Source organism: Pseudomonas fluorescens (genome assembly GCF_018614775.1).
GTDB classification, from domain to species: domain Bacteria; phylum Pseudomonadota; class Gammaproteobacteria; order Pseudomonadales; family Pseudomonadaceae; genus Aquipseudomonas; species Aquipseudomonas fluorescens_BY.
In genome coordinates, this window is sequence record NZ_JAGGOF010000002.1 from 1 (window position 1) to 15,710 (window position 15,710).

Genomic DNA, 15,710 nt, shown 5'->3' on the forward strand with positions numbered 1-15,710 from the left:
TATCCTGACACCGGGGGATCGGGACTTATATGAAAAACGTAGTGTTGGCACTTTTGCTGGTCACATTGGCGGCCTGCATGCCTTATAACTCCGTGGCCTCGACAGATCCAAACTGGATGCGTCTGGGTGGCGATGAGCCCGAGGGCTATCCAAGGACGTTTGTTGAGAACCAGAGCGGCAACTGCTCTCTGGTTACCGAATCATGGTCCAAGGGAACGATCAATGGCCGTATCCTATGGATCAAGCACCAGTCTCGAAAGCCAGTTGCCTGTCCCGTAGCCCCTGCGTAGGGCTTCACGCCGGTAGGGTGAACAGCTCTGATGTGATAGGGCGACGGTTGCGGGAGCAGGCGACTGGATGATTGGATGAGCGGCTTGCGAGTCGCCTTTTTTTGCAGGTTTTGGGTAGGTGCTTGATCGCCATTTTTGGAGTCGCTGCATGAAGTTCTTCATAGCCGTGTCAGCCTTTGCGCTGCTGACAGGCTGTTCGACGTTAGCCGAAACCTTTGATGATCGCCCGCGATGCGGACCTCATCCCTATTGCGGAGCTTCAACGGACATTGAGGTGATGAAGGCCGCTACGGAGGATAATGCGGGCGTTTTTCGTGTGCTGGCTCCGCTGGCAATGATTGACCTGCCGTTCAGTCTGGTCGCGGATACATTGTTTCTGCCATATACGGCCTTCAATACAGGCGCTGGGGACTAGGGCCTCTGCGCGATTCAGCGCAAGCAACTGTCCTTGGCAATCGCCACCCTTTTAAACAATTTTCCTGTCGCGGCCATTTCGCCGGCCCCAAAAACCAAAAAGCCCGCACGTTCGTGAAGAGGTGCGGGCTCTTGACCAGCCGGGATTGCAATCAGAAACCCATGCCTTGGAACGGATTCCAGCTTTGCTCGCCTTTGATTTCTTTCAGGTAGTATGCGTAGTTGGTCGCGATCGCGTACATCACCGAGGAGGCGCCATTCAGGCCGGCGTTCAAGGGCTTGGGAAATTCCATGCCCAGCATCGCAAAAATCACACTCAGCACGATGTTGACCAGAAGGATGATGCCGAGCAGCGCCAGGTTCTTTTTCCACAGGCCCAGGACAAACAGGTAAATAGGGCCGAAGAAAAACGCGATGACATTGGCATTGATGAGGATTTTTTTCTTGAAGCCGGGCAGTGCCTTCAGGGCTTCCTTATAGCGCGGATCGCTGGGGGCGCCGTAGGTGTCGAAGAAGTTGAAGCGTTCCTGCCACTTGGCACTGTATTTTCCGCTTTGCACGTGTTCAGTTGTGCTCATTTTTACTGCTCCTGATATTCCATGAAACTGGGTTGTTTCTTCCGAGAGGTCCTGTGCTCGGCTTTATAAGCGTTCACGAGAAAAAATGCCTCTGGTCACTGAAGCGGCCGTTCAATCTGTGATGGGCATCACTTTATTCGTATAAGTGGTGGTGGGCGTTTCGCTCCCAAGCGGGAGCAAGCTCCGTCGCCACGATGATCCGCACGGGTGCTTTCGAACAGTTGGGGGAAGGGCACTGGCAGCGCAAGGATCGCCGCCAGCAGAACGCTTATTCCACGATACAGATCCAGCGATGGTTATGCCGGTAAGGTGCGCGAGTAAACGCGATTTCAGACACGAGCAGCATGCCGCGATCCTGGAGGGCTTCGGTCAGTTCTACGAGTGTCTCTGCTTCGATAGTCATTGCTGTTACCTCGTCAGATTTACTGCGTTTCATAGAGACTGACCGAAGGGCGTTACAAGGAATTCATTATTTCTTTAGATGCGTGCGAACATCTACCGCCAAGGGGCCTACCGCTTTAACTGCGGCCTTGAGTTCGTCTTCAGTCACACCAAGTTCCTTCGTCCAGTATTTCAGCTCCCAGGCTTCGCTGGTGCTGATACGGTTCCGATCTTGCGGTCCGCGGTTGCTCAAGTCATCAGCCATTATCGAGTCTCCTGATAAGGCCTGGCGTTGCCAGGCGACTTCAGGTAGACAATCAGTCTGAGCTGTTTGCGCCATTCAATTGTTGCACCTGGAGGGACGAGCATCGCCGTCAGAAACCCAGGGCTGCGGCCTCCCCAAATGAATGCTCCTGTACGCCCGCCATGAAGTGCAGCGGCATCTGTTGCTTCGCCTCGATCGGCTGGATTTCAAAACTGCCCACTACCTGAACGTGAAGCGCACTCAGCCGTATCGACTCTTCTTCCTTTGCCTTATCCATTCTCGCGTGGTTCGCTGCGATTTCATTGAGAGTTGACACGGTACATCTCCGGTGGGCTGACCAAGCATTATTGAGTTGCCGCAGCGTCAGAATGTCGTCGTCCTGGCTGCTGCGGCGATTGCTGCAAACCGTAAGCCAGACGCAACCGAGCAAGGCCCGGCCATCCTTTGCAGGCGACGAATGGAGGTTCGAACGCCGTTGACACTTCAACCATGCCTCAGCAATAAGTCACTGATGATACAAGCAGCCCTCTGTGTCCGGTGTAGGGGCGGTTGTGGCAGGTTTGAATAGATAATGAAATCGGCACAGCGACGTCTTGCCGGTCAGGATGCTGGGGTAACCGTTAACGTCTACAGTTACAGTGCATTAGCCTTGGAGAAAACCTCATGTTCAAATTGCACTCGCTGATCGCCGTAATTGCCTGCCTCGCCGTTGCGGCTACTTCCGCGACCGCCCTGGCGGACCCTGGCAACGGCAAGGGAAACGCTAAATTCGATCAAGGCCAGGGTCATGGTCATGGTCAAGGAGATAAGGGCGGGTCGGGCAGCAAGGGCGGCAAGGCCAACTCGCCTGGCGATGGCGGCGACTGGCATAACGGCCCAAGCATCGACCGCGGCGGAGTGCTCGGTGTGATCGGCGGCTACCGTGACTATTGGCGACCAGGACCGGCGCTGCCGCCGGGCATCCAGAAGAACCTCGCCAGGGGCAAGCCGTTGCCACCCGGGATCGCCAAGAAACTCGACGGGCGCCTGGTGGGGCGGTTGCCGCACTATGACGGCTACGAATGGCAACAGGTGGGCACCGATTTGATCCTGGTGGCGATCGCCAGCGGCATCATCTACGAGGTGCTGAACGGTGCATTCGATTAGCGTATCGCAGCCTGTCTCCAGGCTGCGGCACCCTCAGTTTTCAAGCTGTCGCAGGCGCTTGTACAACGTATTGCGGCTGACCCCCAGGCGTCGCGCCAGGTGCGAAATATTGCCGCCCGCCGCTTGCAACTGTCGGTTCAGGTCTTCGGCGTCGTTCAGGTCCACCGTCAGCGGCCCGGGGGTTTCCAGCGGTTCCATTTCCAGGTCGACGAAAAAGTCGTCGGGCAGATGCTCGGGGCGGATTGGCTGTTCTTCGGCCATCGCCAGGGCCACTTGCAGCACGCTGCTGACCTGGCGCAGGTTACCCGGCCATGGATGGCGGTCGAACAACTCCAATACTTCCCGGCTCAGCCCGGCCCATTGGGTGGGTTCGCGATGATGCTCCCAGAGGCGTTTGAATAGCGCTTGCTTGTCGCTGCGTTCGCGCAGGGGCGGCAGTTCCAGGGTCAGGCCGCCGATGCGGTAGTAGAGGTCTTCGCGGAAGCGACCCAGTTGCACTTGTTCGCGCAGCGAACGGTTGGTGGCCGAGATGATGCGGATGTCCACCGGGAACAGCTCTGCGCTGCCCACCGGTTGCACGCAGCGCTCCTGCAATACCCGCAGCAGCCGGGCCTGGGTCGGCAGGGGCATGTCGCCAATCTCATCGAGGAACAATGTGCCGCGGTCGGCCTTGCGGATCAGGCCGATGCTGCCTTTCTGATTAGCGCCCGTGAAGGCGCCTTTTTCGTAACCGAACAGTTCCGATTCCACCAACTCGGCGGGAATCGCGGCGCAGTTGACGGCGATGAACGGTTGTTTGCAGCGGGAGCTGGCCTGGTGCAGGGCTTTGACGAACACTTCCTTGCCGACGCCGGTCTCGCCGTGGATCAGCAGTGGAATGTCCTTTTCCAGTAAGCGCTCGGCCTGGCGCACGGCTTTTTCCACACGGCTGTCACCGAAGTGCAGCGTGTTGAGGCTGATGATGTTGGTGGTGGTGGCCGGGGCCGGCGAGCGGGCTGCTTCGGTGAACACCCGCGGCTTGATCGACATCTGGCTCGGACGCCGGAGCAGGCATTGGAAACGATTGCGCCCGGACGCTTGCAGCGCAAACGGCAAGCCGTCGGGTTGGTTCAGCAGCTCCAGCAACGAGACCTTGAACAAACTTTCGATGCTCACCCGCGACAGGCTCAGGCCCAACAGGTTGTCGGCCCGGCGGTTGGCGGAAAGCACCTGCCCGGTTTCATCGAAAATCAACAGCCCGGCCCATTGGCTGTCGAGGTTGTTCAACCCGGTGTTGAAGGTCAGCTGGAAGTGTTCACCGCGAAACAGGTTCAGGATCAGCCGGTTCTCCACGGTCTGGCTCATCATCTTGACCATGCCCAGGGTGTGGGAGGGCGGCAGGTAGCTGTCGCTGGACACGTCCAGCACGGCGATGACCTTGCGCTCGGCGTCGAAGATCGGCGCGGCGGAACCGGTCATGAAACGGTTGGCCTTGAGAAAGTGTTCATCGTGCTCGATGTGCACCGCTTGCTCGCAGGCCAGCGCGGTGCCGATGGCGTTGGTGCCGGTGCAGCGTTCCATCCAGCTCGCCCCGGCGCTGAAGCCATGGGCCAGTTTGGGCTCGATGAAGCGCTGGGTGCCCCAGGAGGTCAGGACCTGGCCCTGATTGTCGGCCAGCATGATCAGGCAATTGGAATTGCTCAGGATGTTCTCGTAATACGGCAGGACTTCCTGGTGGGTGGTCTGCACCAGTGAATGCTGGCTTTCCAGCAACTGGGCGATACCGTCGGCGGGTAGCGGGTCGAAGGCCGGCACGCTCTGATGGTTCAAGCCAAAGGCGCGGCAACGGGACCAGGAGGCCTGGATGATGGCCTCGTGTGACAAGGCGGGTGCAGGTGCGACCATGGGGCACTCTCGCAGGTGCTGTTTTTATTGTGGTGGTGAGTCTCGCACATACTCCTTGTGCTGGGCAGCTCCGAATCACATGGACAATGCAAATCCTGTGGGAGCGAGCCTGCTCGCGAAAGCGGTCTGTCAGGCAACATTGCTGCTGGCTGATCGGACGTCATCGCGAGCAGGCTCGCTCCCACAGGGAACCGGTCCGGCCAACGATAAGCTTCCTTCAGTGTTGTTCAAAATTGTTCATTGTCAACCGCCGAATTGTTCAGTTGTTCAGTCGTCTTTGTTCACTTGTGTTCACCAGCGAACGCATTTTTCCTACATGAATACAATAAATCCAAGTAATTCAGACGCTTGCATTTTTTGGCACGGCTTTCGCTTTATCGCTCGGGTCGCTTGACTCCAAATAATAAAAAGGCCGAGCCATGTCATTAAAGCTTGAGCACATCTGTCGCACCGTCGAAGGTCAGCCCTGGATCGACGATGCCAATCTGAGTTTCGAACCCGGATCCTTCAACGTCCTGCTGGGCCGTACGCTATCCGGCAAGACCAGTCTCATGCGCCTGATGGCCGGGTTGGACAAACCCGACAGCGGTCGCATCCTGATGAACGGCGTCGACGTCACGAACAAGCCGGTGCGGCTGCGTAACGTGTCGATGGTCTATCAGCAATTCATCAATTACCCGACCATGACCGTTTTCGAGAACATCGCCTCGCCGCTGCGCCAGGCCGGTGTGTCCGATGAGGTGATCCAGAGCAAGGTGCTGGAAACCGCGCGGATGCTGCGCATCGAGAAATTCCTCAAGCGCCATCCGCTGGAGTTGTCCGGTGGCCAGCAGCAGCGCACGGCCATGGCCCGCGCACTGGTCAAGGACGCCGAGCTGATTCTGTTCGATGAGCCGCTGGTGAACCTGGACTACAAGCTGCGTGAGGAACTTCGCCAGGAAATGCGCGAATTGTTCCAGGCCCGTCACACCATCGCCGTCTACGCCACCACCGAGCCCAACGAAGCCCTGGCCCTGGGCGGCACCACCACCATCCTGCACGAGGGGCGGGTGATCCAGAGCGGCAAATCGTCCTCCGTGTATCACCAGCCGCAAACCGTATTGGCCGCCGAGCTGTTTTCCGAGCCGCCGATCAACCTCATGCCAGGCCGCATTGCCGGCAATGAGGTGAGCTTCGCCAACTTCGTGCACTTCCCGCTGAACGTCGATCTGCGCCCGGTGGGCGAGGGTGAATTCCGTTTCGGCGTGCGTCCCAGCCATATTTCCCTGGTGCCGAGCAACGATGATGACCTCGAGCTGGCGGTGACCGTCGAGGTGGCCGAGATCAGCGGATCGGAAACCTTCCTGCACGTGCGCAACGAACATTTCCTGCTGGTGCTGCACTTGCCCGGTGTTCATGAGTACGACGTGGATGCGCCGATCCGCATCTACATCCCGACCCATAAACTGTTTGTCTTCGATGCCCAGGGCAAGCTGGTCCAGGCCCCCGGGCTGCGTATTGCGAGGGTTGCCTGATGGCCGAAATTCGATTGCAGAACCTCGCCCACAGCTATACCAGCACCCCGGCGGGCCCGGAAGATTACGCGATCCGCGAGATGAACCACATCTGGGAGCAGGGCGGCGCCTACGCGTTGCTCGGCCCTTCGGGTTGCGGCAAATCCACCTTGCTCAACATCATTTCCGGCTTGCTCAGCCCGTCGGAAGGGCAAGTGATGTTCGACAGCAAAGTCGTCAACGAACTGAGCCCGGAGCGGCGCAACATCGCCCAGGTGTTCCAGTTCCCGGTGGTGTACGACACCATGACGGTGTTTGACAACCTGGCGTTCCCGCTGCGTAACCAGGGCATGGCCGAGGCGAAGATTCACACCAAGGTGCAGGAAATTGCCGAGGTCCTCGACCTGCAGAACCTGTTGGACAAAAAGGCCCGCAACCTCACGGCCGACGAAAAGCAGAAAGTCTCCATGGGCCGTGGACTGGTGCGCGACGACGTGTCGGCGATCCTCTTCGACGAACCGCTGACGGTGATCGACCCGCACCTGAAATGGAAACTGCGGCGCAAGCTCAAGCAGATCCACGAGCAGTTCAACATCACCATGGTCTACGTCACCCACGACCAGTTGGAAGCGTCGACCTTCGCCGACAAAATCGCGGTGATGTATGGCGGCCAGATTGTGCAGTTCGGCACGCCCCGGGACTTGTTCGAGCGCCCGAGCCACACCTTTGTCGGCTATTTCATCGGCAGCCCGGGGATGAACCTGATCGAGGTCACGGCGCAACCCGGTGGCGTCGGTTTCGCGTCGACCCATCTGCCTTTGTCGCCCACCCTGCAACAGCGCGTGGCCGAGGCCCAGGGCAAGAGCCTGAAGGTCGGGATCCGGCCGGAGTTCGTGCATGTCTGGGACGGGCCTTACGACGATGCGATGCGTGCGCAGGTGATCCACGTCGAAGACCTGGGCACCTACAAGATCCTCACCCTCAACCTCGATGGCGCGCCGCTGAAAGTGCGCCTGGCCGAAGACAAACCGGTGCCGGAAGGCACTGCGTACATCAGTTTTCCGGCCCAATGGCTGATGGTCTATGCCGATGAATACCTGCTGGAACCGTTGAGCGAGGTGCAGCCATGAACAAGGTGCAGAACAACAAGGCCTGGTGGCTGGTATTGCCGGTGTTCCTGCTGGTGGCGTTCAGCGCCGTGATCCCGATGATGACCGTGGTCAACTATTCGGTGCAGGACATCTTCGACCAGTCCAGCCGCTACTTCGTCGGCGCCGACTGGTACAAGCAGGTGCTGCTCGATCCACGGTTGCACGATTCGCTGCTGCGCCAGTTCATCTACTCGGCGTGCGTGCTGCTGATCGAAATTCCCCTGGGCATCGCCATCGCCCTGACCATGCCGACCAAGGGCAAGTGGTCGTCGCTGGTGTTGATCATCCTGGCAATTCCGCTGTTGATTCCCTGGAACGTGGTCGGCACCATCTGGCAGATTTTCGGCCGTGCCGACATCGGCTTGCTCGGTTCCACCCTTAACGGCCTGGGCATCAACTACAACTATGCAGCCAACACCATGGACGCCTGGGTCACCGTGCTGGTGATGGACGTCTGGCACTGGACGTCCCTGGTGGCACTGCTCTGCTACTCGGGGCTGCGGGCGATTCCGGACGTGTACTACCAGGCGGCGCGGATCGATAGGGCGTCCAACTGGGCGGTGTTCCGGCACATCCAGTTGCCAAAGATGAAAAGCGTGCTGCTGATCGCCGTGATGCTGCGTTTCATGGACAGCTTCATGATCTACACCGAACCGTTCGTGCTCACCGGCGGTGGGCCGGGGAACGCCACCACGTTCCTCAGCCAGACCCTGACGCAGATGGCCATCGGTCAATTCGACCTGGGCCCGGCGGCAGCGTTTTCCCTGGTGTACTTCCTGATCATTCTGTTGGTGTCGTGGCTGTTCTACACCGCCATGACGCACTCCGACGCCAACCGTTGAGGCCTGCACGATGAGCAAGAAAAAGCTGATTCCGCTGCTGATCTACATCCTGTTCCTGCTGGTGCCCATCTACTGGCTGCTGAACATGTCGTTCAAGAGCAACACCGAGATCCTCGGCAGCCTGACGCTGTGGCCGCAGGATTTCACCTTCCACAACTACAAGGTGATTTTCACCGACCCGAGCTGGTACACCGGTTACCTCAACTCGCTGTACTACGTGAGCCTGAACACGGTGATTTCCCTGAGCGTGGCACTGCCGGCGGCCTATGCGTTCTCACGCTACCGGTTCCTCGGCGACAAGCACCTGTTCTTCTGGCTGCTCACCAACCGCATGGCGCCACCGGCGGTGTTCCTGTTGCCGTTCTTCCAGCTGTATTCGTCCATCGGATTGTTCGACACCCACATCGCCGTGGCCCTGGCCCACTGCCTGTTCAACGTGCCGCTGGCGGTGTGGATCCTCGAAGGCTTCATGTCCGGGGTGCCGAAAGAAATTGACGAGACGGCCTACATTGACGGCTACAGTTTCCCCAAGTTCTTCGCCAAGATCTTCATCCCGTTGATCGGCTCCGGTATCGGTGTCACGGCGTTCTTCTGCTTCATGTTTTCCTGGGTCGAACTGTTGCTGGCCCGCACGCTCACCTCGGTGAATGCCAAGCCGATCGCGGCGGTGATGACCCGCACCGTGTCGGCCTCGGGTATCGACTGGGGGGTGCTGGCGGCGGCGGGGGTGTTGACTATCCTGCCGGGCATGCTGGTGATCTGGTTCGTTCGCAACCACGTGGCCAAGGGCTTTGCCCTGGGTCGGGTCTGAGGAGTCGATGATGGAATGGATGAACTGGACCGTCCCTACGGCGGCGTTTTTTGGGGTCATTGCCTTGCTGCTGGCGGGCATGACCACGTGGGAACTGCGTTCGCCGAGTATTCCTCGGCGCGGTTTCCTGCCGATTGCCACCACCCGTGGCGATCGGTTGTTTATCGGTCTTCTCGGTAGCGCCTACCTGCATCTGCTGGTGGTCGGCGTTACCGACTGGAGCATCTGGATAGCGTTCGCGTTGTCCTTGGTGTGGCTGTTGGCAGTGATGCGGTGGGGCTAGTCGCGACCCTCGACGATCAGGCTCTCAAACCCAAACAGGAGGTCTCTATGTTCAATAAAAACAATAAGCTGCGACATAGCGTTTCATTGGCAGCCATGCTGGCACTCAGCGGGCTGAGTGCTGCGGCTTGGGCCGACGCCTATGAAGACGCCGCAAAAAAATGGATCGGCAGCGAATTCAAGCCGTCGACGCTGACCGAAGCTCAGCAACTCGACGAACTCAAGTGGTTCATCAAGGCCGCCGAGCCGTTTCGCGGCATGAAGATCAACGTGGTGTCGGAAACCCTGACCACCCACGAGTATGAATCCAAGGTACTGGCCAAGGCTTTCAACGAGATCACCGGGATCCAGATCACCCACGACCTGCTGCAGGAAGGCGACGTGGTGGAGAAACTGCAGACACAAATGCAGTCCGACAAGAACATCTATGACGGCTGGATCAACGATTCGGACCTGATCGGTACGCACTTCCGCTACGGCAAGACCGAGTCGCTCACCGACCTGATGGCCAACGAAGGCAAGAACTTCACCTCGCCGACCCTGGACCTCAAGGACTTTATCGGTACTTCGTTCACCACCGCACCGGACGGCAAGCTCTATCAGTTGCCTGACCAGCAGTTCGCCAACCTGTACTGGTTCCGCGCCGACTGGTTCGAGCGTCCGGACCTGAAGGCCAAGTTCAAGGAGAAGTACGGCTACGAGCTGGGCGTACCGGTGAACTGGTCGGCCTATGAAGACATCGCCAAATTCTTCAGCGAAGACGTCAAGGAAATCGACGGCAAGCGCGTCTACGGCCACATGGACTACGGCAAAAAAGACCCGTCCCTGGGCTGGCGCTTCACCGATGCCTGGTTCTCCATGGCCGGTGGCGGCGACAAAGGCCTGCCCAACGGTTTGCCGGTGGACGAGTGGGGCATCCGTGTCGAGGACTGCCATCCGGTCGGTTCCAGCGTGACCCGTGGTGGCGACACCAACGGCCCGGCCGCCGTATTCGCAACCACCAAGTACGTGGACTGGCTGAAGAAGTACGCGCCGCCGGAAGCGGCCGGCATGACGTTCTCCGAATCCGGCCCGGTGCCGTCCCAGGGCAACATCGCCCAGCAGATCTTCTGGTACACCGCCTTTACCGCCGACATGACCAAACCGGGGCTGCCCGTGGTCAACGCCGACGGCACGCCGAAATGGCGCATGGCACCGTCGCCGCGCGGTCCGTATTGGGAAGAAGGCATGAAGCTTGGGTACCAGGATGTGGGCTCGTGGACGTTCATGAAGTCCACGCCTGAGAAGCAACGGCTCGCCGCCTGGCTCTACGCGCAGTTCGTGACGTCGAAAACCGTGTCGCTGAAGAAAACCATCGTCGGCCTGACGCCGATTCGTGAGTCGGACATCAACTCCCAGGCGATGACTGACCTGGCACCGAAACTCGGTGGCCTGGTGGAGTTCTACCGCAGCCCGGCCCGCGTGCAATGGACCCCGACCGGGACCAACGTGCCGGACTATCCACGCCTCGCGCAGCTGTGGTGGAGCCACATCGCCGAAGCGGCCAGCGGCGAGAAGACCCCGCAACAGGCACTCGACGGTTTGGCCAAGGATCAGGACGCGATCATGACCCGTCTGGAGCGCTCCAAGGCCCAGGCGACCTGCGCACCGAAGATGAACCCGGAGCGCGACGCGCAATACTGGTTCGACCAACCGGGCGCGCCGAAGCCGAAACTGGCGAACGAGAAGCCTAAAGGTGAAACGGTGAACTACAACGAGCTGCTGAAATCGTGGGAGGCGGCGCGTAAGTAAGTGTTTGCGCTGCAATGAAAGAACGGCACCGGGAGGTGCCGTTTTTTTATTGAGCTGTGGAGGGGCCTCTGATTTTCGAAGCCACCCTGAGATCCCTTGTGGGAGCAAAGCTTGCTGGCGATGAAGGCGCCACGATCGACTGACTGTGTTTTCGTTCATCGCCAGCAAGCTTTGCTCCCACAAGCCCTCTCCCACAGCGGAGGGGTGACATCAGTGAGCCTGAATCAACCCGCCTTGACGGTGTTGGCCTTGGGCGCTCCGGCCACCGGAGAGGGGCGGGACTTCATCAAGGCATCCAGCGCCTGCCGGTAGTTTCTGCCGGCCAGGCTCATGCTGTTGTTGTGGGTGGCTCCAGGCACCAGCAACAGGCGCTTGGGTTCCTGGGCGGCATTGAACAGTTGTTCGCTGAAACGCGGCGGCACGTAGCGGTCGGCGGCGCCGTGCACCACCAGCAGCGGCATGTTGATCTCGTGGATCTTGTCGATGGAGTCGAATTTCTGTGAGAGCAACCAGCGCACTGGCAGCGATGTGTTCGCCATGGCCGTGGCGACATCTCCCAGGGAGGTGAACGTGGACTCGATGACCAAACCGCGGGCCGGTACAACGCTGCCACTCTTCGCGGCTTTCTGGCCCAGTTCTGCCGCGAGGTCCACCGCGACCGCACCGCCCAGGGAGTGACCGTAGATCAGTCGCAGCGCCGGGTCCGGTTGCAGCACTTCCAGCCGTGCCCAGGCGATCCGAGCATCCTCATACACACTGGCTTCCGAGGGCAGGTCACCATGGCTCTTGCCAAAGCCCCGGTAGTCGATCGCCAGTACGGAAAAGCCCAGGTCCCTCAACTGCTGGATACGAAACAATTGCCCGGTCAGGTTCCAGCGCACACCATGCAGGTACAGGATCGCCGGCGCGTTCTTGCGCTCGGCCGGCCACCACCAACCGTGGATGTTCTCCCCGGCCTTGAAATGCTTGGGCTTGAGATCGAACTCCTGCACGCTGCTGGGCAAACCGCTGAACCAGCTCGCTGTTCCCGGCTCGATGCGAAACACCAGCTCGCGCTCCTTGTGCTGCAACACCGCGCAACCCACCGGCAGCCCGACCAGCATCGCGGTCATGCACGCCAACGCCAGCCAGCGTCGCCCAGTACGAGGAAGTGAAAATAACGGCATCGAGGTGGTTCACTACTCAAGACAGAAGATGCGTTTTAGCAGATTCGCTCGAAGGATGGCACGATTTCGGACGGCTGTTGGTTGGCACCGGCGTAACCTTGGGATTCTGCATGGTTCAAGGCGTGCACATCATCAATCCTGCTGCAACCCGATCGAACTCCCCCGTCCAGCCTCACTCGAAAACTCAACACCCTTAAAACATCGAGGACGATGCCATGACGACTCATGATTCCAGCAGCAAAAACCGGGCGGGCGAAGGGGCAGGGGCCATGCCGGCCAAAGATGCCAGTGGTGAACCGGTCGCGGTGGTTGAGCGGGACATCCACCACCCGGACCCCGCCACTGAAAAGGTCGATAAGGTGATCACGCCCAAGTCGATCAGGAGCCGGGAGCAAGACGCGGAAAAACTGCAGGAGAAGGTCACGCAGGTGGAGAAGAAGCTCGATCGATGACACCGGTATCGGGTCATAGCGCGGGGATAACGGTTGCTCCCGCGCCACGGGTAGATGCCCGGATTCGCTGAGTCAGCGTGCTTCGCCAAATTCAGCCAGCCCCAGCCGCTGTTTCGCACCGCCATACGGTACCTTGGGCACCCCATCGAGGCGCTTGCGCAACACCTCGGTCAATGAGCGCCCGGCTTCCAGGCTGGCATCGCCAAAGTCACCTTCCAGGTGCAACGGATGGACGATCACTTCCAGGGAGCCGTGGTCCGGTGGCGCGGCGTGTTGCAGGTCGGCCGGTGTGCAGACGTAGTCGGCCGTGGCGCCGCTCAGGTGGCGCAGGCGCCGGTTGAGCAGCGTCTTGAAGACGCGTTTGGGCAGGTTCAGGTTCGGCCCCAGGTTGCGTGCCAGGCGTATGGGCACGTTGTGCCGGGCGGCGAAGCGGGCCACCAGTTCGCCGATGGGCCAGATGTTGTGCACATGCTGGTGGGAGTCGAGATGACTGGGCCGCACGCCGTGGTCCAGGCAGCGTTGCCACTGGGCTTCGAGTTCTTCCTGCACTGCCGCCTGGTCCTTTGCGTCCAGACGCAGGGCATAGCGCGACAGGTTCAGGTCGAATTCACCGTCGGCGTTGCAAAAGGTGCGGCGCGATGCAATCGGCTGGCTCAGCGGCGAGCCGTAAGTGATGTTGAAGTGCAGGCCGACGCGCCCTTTTATCATGGGTTGGCGGGCCATTTCACAGGCTTGCTCGAAACCCGGGGTATTGGCCATCGCCGTTGCGGAGCTGATGACACCTGCCTTGAAGGCCGATTGGATGACTGCGTTGTCGCTGAAGCTGAGTCCGAAGTCGTCAGCGTTGATAATGACTTGGTGAGGCATGATCGCTCTCCTTGCTCTTGGTATTGGATGATGAAACAGTCGTTGCATTCGGTTTGGTCGCACGCTTGCCAAGCCACGGCTTGAGACTTTTCCATAGCCGTAACGCCAGCCCCAGAACCAGGCCACCGGGGCGCCAGGAATAGAAACTCCAGCGCCAGTGCTCCAGTTGCCCGGTCATGCGTTCATGCAGTTGATGGCTGGAGTTTTCCAGGCTGACCCGGGAAGCGTCGATCCAGCGCCAGTTTTCGTCCAGCCCCCAGCGGATCCACTCCTCCAGCAGCACCCGGCCGCTGCCCAGGTCGGCATGCTCAGGCAGGAACGCCAGGTTGTAGTCGTACAAGCGCCCTTGCTCCAGCAGGCCGAGGCGATAGCTGATGCAATGCCCATCCAGTTCGAGCATCACCACCCGCACCAGCCCGTCGGCGGCGAGGGCTGTGAAGGCGTGGTTCATCCATTGTCGGTGCATGGGGGCGGAGAAGATGCCGACACCTTCTTCGCCTTTCCAACTGACCGCCTCGACCTCGGCGAGGGTTCGCAGCAGCGGGCCCATGCCGATGGCATCCGGCGTCACCCGCTGGATACGGGCACCGCACGCGGCGATCCGCTTACGCGCCCGACGCAGCTTGTAGCGTGGATCGCCAGAGACTTCCTGATGATCACTGTCGCTGATCAAGTGCACCGGAACCCGGCAACTGAGCCGCCGCTCCCCGGTGGAACTCAGTGTCATCCAGGCGCTAAGGACGCTTTGCTTGCCGACCGGCTCCACCACTTCATTGAGTTGCAGCATCGCGTGGGGCACCTGCTGACGGATCTGCATCAGCGCCTGGCCCATGCCTTCAGCGTCCAGGCGCGCCAGCAGGGCGATGCGGTCGGCCAAGGGGTAACCCAAGTGATGCAACACCCGGAATCGCAGTCCGCCGATACGCTCACGTCCCGAAACCAGGGGCAGGCATAGGGACAAGTCCTGATCCTGCCAGCCCAGCAGCACATGCAATTGCTGATCAGGCGACAGGGCAAATTCCGCCGCCTGCAGCCAGGCCAGGGTGTTGAACGGTGTTGCGTCGGCCACCTGGGTTCGCAGCTGTTCATAAGCTGATACAGGAAAGTCCGCCGCGCCCAGGGAGCGACACCATTGGAACCGGATAGTCATGGACGTCAGGCCGCCGCAGTGGATGGAACCGACTTGGCCGGTTTACGAAAAGAGTCCAGGACCGAGCCGGTGTAAAACGTGTCACGGAAGAACCGCCAGCGACCGAACAATTGGTACATATGGGTGATCTGGCCGCGCTCCTGATAGTCCATGCGCAGGTGCAGCTTGACGGCTGGAACGTTACTCAGTTCGAAGACAGCAACCGCTTTATTGCAACCCTGCTCGGCCATGGCTTTCCACAGATCCAGTTGCAGATCCACCGATAGCCGGGTCCCCCAGTAGGCGCGGTACAGCTCACCGCAGAATTGAAAGAACTCACCGGGTTTGATCGGGAACCAGCAGCGAAAGAAATGGCGGTCGAAGTAGTCTCGTGTACTGCCCCAGATAAAAGCGACGGTGTCACCCTTGTCGTCCAGGTACATGATTCCGGTGTGGCCTTCGGCGGCCAGCTCGCGCATGGTCTCGGCATGGTCGCGAAAGTACGTGGCAAAGGCATCGGTATTACGGGTGTTGATTATTTCCCGGCGCAACGGCGTATAGGGCCTGAGGTTGTTGGGCCGTATCGGACTGACCAGGTCGCGTTCCATCCACACCAGTTGCTCGTGGAAATACACGTAATGTCGGCACAGCTGCTTTAGAACAGCGCGCAGACCTTTTTTCCGAATGCGATCACGCAATTTTTGCAGAACGTTCATGGTGCCTCCTGACGGGCGGCGGTTGGGGAAAGCCCCCATTGCGAGTTTGCTC

At 59.7% G+C, this 15,710-nt stretch carries 18 protein-coding genes; 9 read left to right on the forward strand and 9 right to left on the reverse strand.

Translation table 11 applies throughout. The features are described from left to right. Window positions 1-438: 438 nt before the first annotated feature. Window positions 439-705, forward strand: a complete 267-nt coding sequence (locus J7E36_RS00480) for a YceK/YidQ family lipoprotein (RefSeq protein WP_214998812.1) — start codon at window positions 439-441, stop codon at window positions 703-705. A gap of 151 nt (window positions 706-856) precedes the next feature. Here J7E36_RS00480 and J7E36_RS00485 read toward each other — a convergent pair whose 3' ends face one another. The 4 genes from J7E36_RS00485 to J7E36_RS00495 form a co-directional block, all read right to left on the reverse strand. Further along, complete coding sequence (locus J7E36_RS00485; RefSeq protein WP_214998814.1) at window positions 857-1,282, reverse strand: DUF2628 domain-containing protein; 426 nt, start codon at window positions 1,280-1,282, stop codon at window positions 857-859. Between the two features lie 268 nt (window positions 1,283-1,550). Further along, complete coding sequence (locus J7E36_RS25370; RefSeq protein ID WP_269216529.1) at window positions 1,551-1,685, reverse strand: hypothetical protein; 135 nt, start codon at window positions 1,683-1,685, stop codon at window positions 1,551-1,553. A gap of 66 nt (window positions 1,686-1,751) precedes the next feature. Further along, entirely contained in the window at window positions 1,752-1,928 is a 177-nt protein-coding gene (locus J7E36_RS00490) for a DUF3606 domain-containing protein (RefSeq protein ID WP_214998816.1), read from the reverse strand. A 109-nt stretch (window positions 1,929-2,037) separates the two neighbouring features. Further along, complete coding sequence (locus tag J7E36_RS00495) at window positions 2,038-2,244, reverse strand: hypothetical protein (protein ID WP_214998818.1); 207 nt, start codon at window positions 2,242-2,244, stop codon at window positions 2,038-2,040. 347 nt (window positions 2,245-2,591) lie between these two features. On the opposite strand from J7E36_RS00495, the gene J7E36_RS00500 reads away from it, so the two are divergent. Continuing rightward, on the forward strand, window positions 2,592-3,074 hold the full coding sequence (locus J7E36_RS00500; RefSeq protein WP_214998820.1) for an anti-virulence regulator CigR family protein: 483 nt from the start codon (window positions 2,592-2,594) through the stop codon (window positions 3,072-3,074). 33 nt (window positions 3,075-3,107) lie between these two features. Here the strand turns inward: J7E36_RS00500 and J7E36_RS00505 are convergent, their stop codons facing one another. Beyond that, window positions 3,108-4,958: a sigma-54-dependent Fis family transcriptional regulator gene (locus tag J7E36_RS00505; RefSeq protein WP_214998822.1), complete on the reverse strand. Its 1,851-nt coding sequence runs from the start codon at window positions 4,956-4,958 to the stop codon at window positions 3,108-3,110. A 419-nt stretch (window positions 4,959-5,377) separates the two neighbouring features. On the opposite strand from J7E36_RS00505, the gene J7E36_RS00510 reads away from it, so the two are divergent. From J7E36_RS00510 to J7E36_RS00535, 6 genes are read left to right on the forward strand one after another with little or no spacing between them, the layout of a single operon-like run. Continuing rightward, the gene (locus J7E36_RS00510; protein WP_214998825.1) at window positions 5,378-6,472 is read left to right on the forward strand and encodes an ABC transporter ATP-binding protein; all 1,095 of its coding nucleotides are present in this window, start codon (window positions 5,378-5,380) and stop codon (window positions 6,470-6,472) included. Further along, window positions 6,472-7,581 carry an ABC transporter ATP-binding protein gene (locus J7E36_RS00515; RefSeq protein ID WP_214998827.1) on the forward strand — a complete coding sequence of 370 codons (1,110 nt, stop codon included), beginning with the start codon at window positions 6,472-6,474 and terminating at the stop codon, window positions 7,579-7,581. The genes J7E36_RS00510 and J7E36_RS00515 overlap by 1 nt, the downstream gene beginning before the upstream one ends. After that, window positions 7,578-8,444 (forward strand): carbohydrate ABC transporter permease, encoded by an 867-nt coding sequence (locus J7E36_RS00520; protein WP_030142069.1) that lies wholly within the window; start codon window positions 7,578-7,580, stop codon window positions 8,442-8,444. The genes J7E36_RS00515 and J7E36_RS00520 overlap by 4 nt, the downstream gene beginning before the upstream one ends. Before the next feature lie 10 nt (window positions 8,445-8,454). After that, window positions 8,455-9,255: a carbohydrate ABC transporter permease gene (locus tag J7E36_RS00525; RefSeq protein WP_025212860.1), complete on the forward strand. Its 801-nt coding sequence runs from the start codon at window positions 8,455-8,457 to the stop codon at window positions 9,253-9,255. A 10-nt stretch (window positions 9,256-9,265) separates the two neighbouring features. Then, entirely contained in the window at window positions 9,266-9,538 is a 273-nt protein-coding gene (locus J7E36_RS00530) for a DUF2160 domain-containing protein (RefSeq protein WP_214998829.1), read from the forward strand. 47 nt (window positions 9,539-9,585) lie between these two features. Next, window positions 9,586-11,328, forward strand: coding sequence for an ABC transporter substrate-binding protein (locus J7E36_RS00535; RefSeq protein WP_214998831.1), 1,743 nt, complete (start codon window positions 9,586-9,588; stop codon window positions 11,326-11,328). Window positions 11,329-11,552: 224 nt separating this feature from the next. Here J7E36_RS00535 and J7E36_RS00540 read toward each other — a convergent pair whose 3' ends face one another. Continuing rightward, on the reverse strand, window positions 11,553-12,494 hold the full coding sequence (locus J7E36_RS00540) for an alpha/beta hydrolase (RefSeq protein WP_435304146.1): 942 nt from the start codon (window positions 12,492-12,494) through the stop codon (window positions 11,553-11,555). 215 nt (window positions 12,495-12,709) lie between these two features. On the opposite strand from J7E36_RS00540, the gene J7E36_RS00545 reads away from it, so the two are divergent. After that, the gene (locus J7E36_RS00545) at window positions 12,710-12,946 is read left to right on the forward strand and encodes a hypothetical protein (RefSeq protein ID WP_435304147.1); all 237 of its coding nucleotides are present in this window, start codon (window positions 12,710-12,712) and stop codon (window positions 12,944-12,946) included. Window positions 12,947-13,018: 72 nt separating this feature from the next. Here J7E36_RS00545 and J7E36_RS00550 read toward each other — a convergent pair whose 3' ends face one another. The 3 genes from J7E36_RS00550 to J7E36_RS00560 are packed head-to-tail and all read right to left on the reverse strand — an operon-like array spanning window position 13,019 to window position 15,658. Next, window positions 13,019-13,813: a ChbG/HpnK family deacetylase gene (locus J7E36_RS00550; RefSeq protein ID WP_214998835.1), complete on the reverse strand. Its 795-nt coding sequence runs from the start codon at window positions 13,811-13,813 to the stop codon at window positions 13,019-13,021. Continuing rightward, window positions 13,785-14,963 (reverse strand): GNAT family N-acetyltransferase, encoded by a 1,179-nt coding sequence (locus tag J7E36_RS00555; protein ID WP_214998837.1) that lies wholly within the window; start codon window positions 14,961-14,963, stop codon window positions 13,785-13,787. The genes J7E36_RS00550 and J7E36_RS00555 overlap by 29 nt, the downstream gene beginning before the upstream one ends. A gap of 5 nt (window positions 14,964-14,968) precedes the next feature. Continuing rightward, window positions 14,969-15,658 carry an N-acetyltransferase gene (locus J7E36_RS00560; RefSeq protein ID WP_214998839.1) on the reverse strand — a complete coding sequence of 230 codons (690 nt, stop codon included), beginning with the start codon at window positions 15,656-15,658 and terminating at the stop codon, window positions 14,969-14,971. Window positions 15,659-15,710: the final 52 nt, after the last annotated feature.

What these genes read in the sequence shown, in the direction of transcription:
- J7E36_RS00480 (WP_214998812.1), top strand. Translation starts at nt 439, where the DNA reads ATGAAGTTCTTCATAGCCGTGTCAGCCTTTGCGCTGCTGACAGGCTGT.
- J7E36_RS00485 (WP_214998814.1), bottom strand. Translation starts at nt 1,282, where the DNA reads ATGAGCACAACTGAACACGTGCAAAGCGGAAAATACAGTGCCAAGTGG.
- J7E36_RS25370 (WP_269216529.1), bottom strand. Translation starts at nt 1,685, where the DNA reads ATGACTATCGAAGCAGAGACACTCGTAGAACTGACCGAAGCCCTCCAG.
- J7E36_RS00490 (WP_214998816.1), bottom strand. Translation starts at nt 1,928, where the DNA reads ATGGCTGATGACTTGAGCAACCGCGGACCGCAAGATCGGAACCGTATC.
- J7E36_RS00500 (WP_214998820.1), top strand. Translation starts at nt 2,592, where the DNA reads ATGTTCAAATTGCACTCGCTGATCGCCGTAATTGCCTGCCTCGCCGTT.
- J7E36_RS00505 (WP_214998822.1), bottom strand. Translation starts at nt 4,958, where the DNA reads ATGGTCGCACCTGCACCCGCCTTGTCACACGAGGCCATCATCCAGGCC.
- J7E36_RS00510 (WP_214998825.1), top strand. Translation starts at nt 5,378, where the DNA reads ATGTCATTAAAGCTTGAGCACATCTGTCGCACCGTCGAAGGTCAGCCC.
- J7E36_RS00515 (WP_214998827.1), top strand. Translation starts at nt 6,472, where the DNA reads ATGGCCGAAATTCGATTGCAGAACCTCGCCCACAGCTATACCAGCACC.
- J7E36_RS00520 (WP_030142069.1), top strand. Translation starts at nt 7,578, where the DNA reads ATGAACAAGGTGCAGAACAACAAGGCCTGGTGGCTGGTATTGCCGGTG.
- J7E36_RS00525 (WP_025212860.1), top strand. Translation starts at nt 8,455, where the DNA reads ATGAGCAAGAAAAAGCTGATTCCGCTGCTGATCTACATCCTGTTCCTG.
- J7E36_RS00530 (WP_214998829.1), top strand. Translation starts at nt 9,266, where the DNA reads ATGGAATGGATGAACTGGACCGTCCCTACGGCGGCGTTTTTTGGGGTC.
- J7E36_RS00535 (WP_214998831.1), top strand. Translation starts at nt 9,586, where the DNA reads ATGTTCAATAAAAACAATAAGCTGCGACATAGCGTTTCATTGGCAGCC.
- J7E36_RS00540 (WP_435304146.1), bottom strand. Translation starts at nt 12,494, where the DNA reads ATGCCGTTATTTTCACTTCCTCGTACTGGGCGACGCTGGCTGGCGTTG.
- J7E36_RS00545 (WP_435304147.1), top strand. Translation starts at nt 12,710, where the DNA reads ATGACGACTCATGATTCCAGCAGCAAAAACCGGGCGGGCGAAGGGGCA.
- J7E36_RS00550 (WP_214998835.1), bottom strand. Translation starts at nt 13,813, where the DNA reads ATGCCTCACCAAGTCATTATCAACGCTGACGACTTCGGACTCAGCTTC.
- J7E36_RS00555 (WP_214998837.1), bottom strand. Translation starts at nt 14,963, where the DNA reads ATGACTATCCGGTTCCAATGGTGTCGCTCCCTGGGCGCGGCGGACTTT.
- J7E36_RS00560 (WP_214998839.1), bottom strand. Translation starts at nt 15,658, where the DNA reads ATGAACGTTCTGCAAAAATTGCGTGATCGCATTCGGAAAAAAGGTCTG.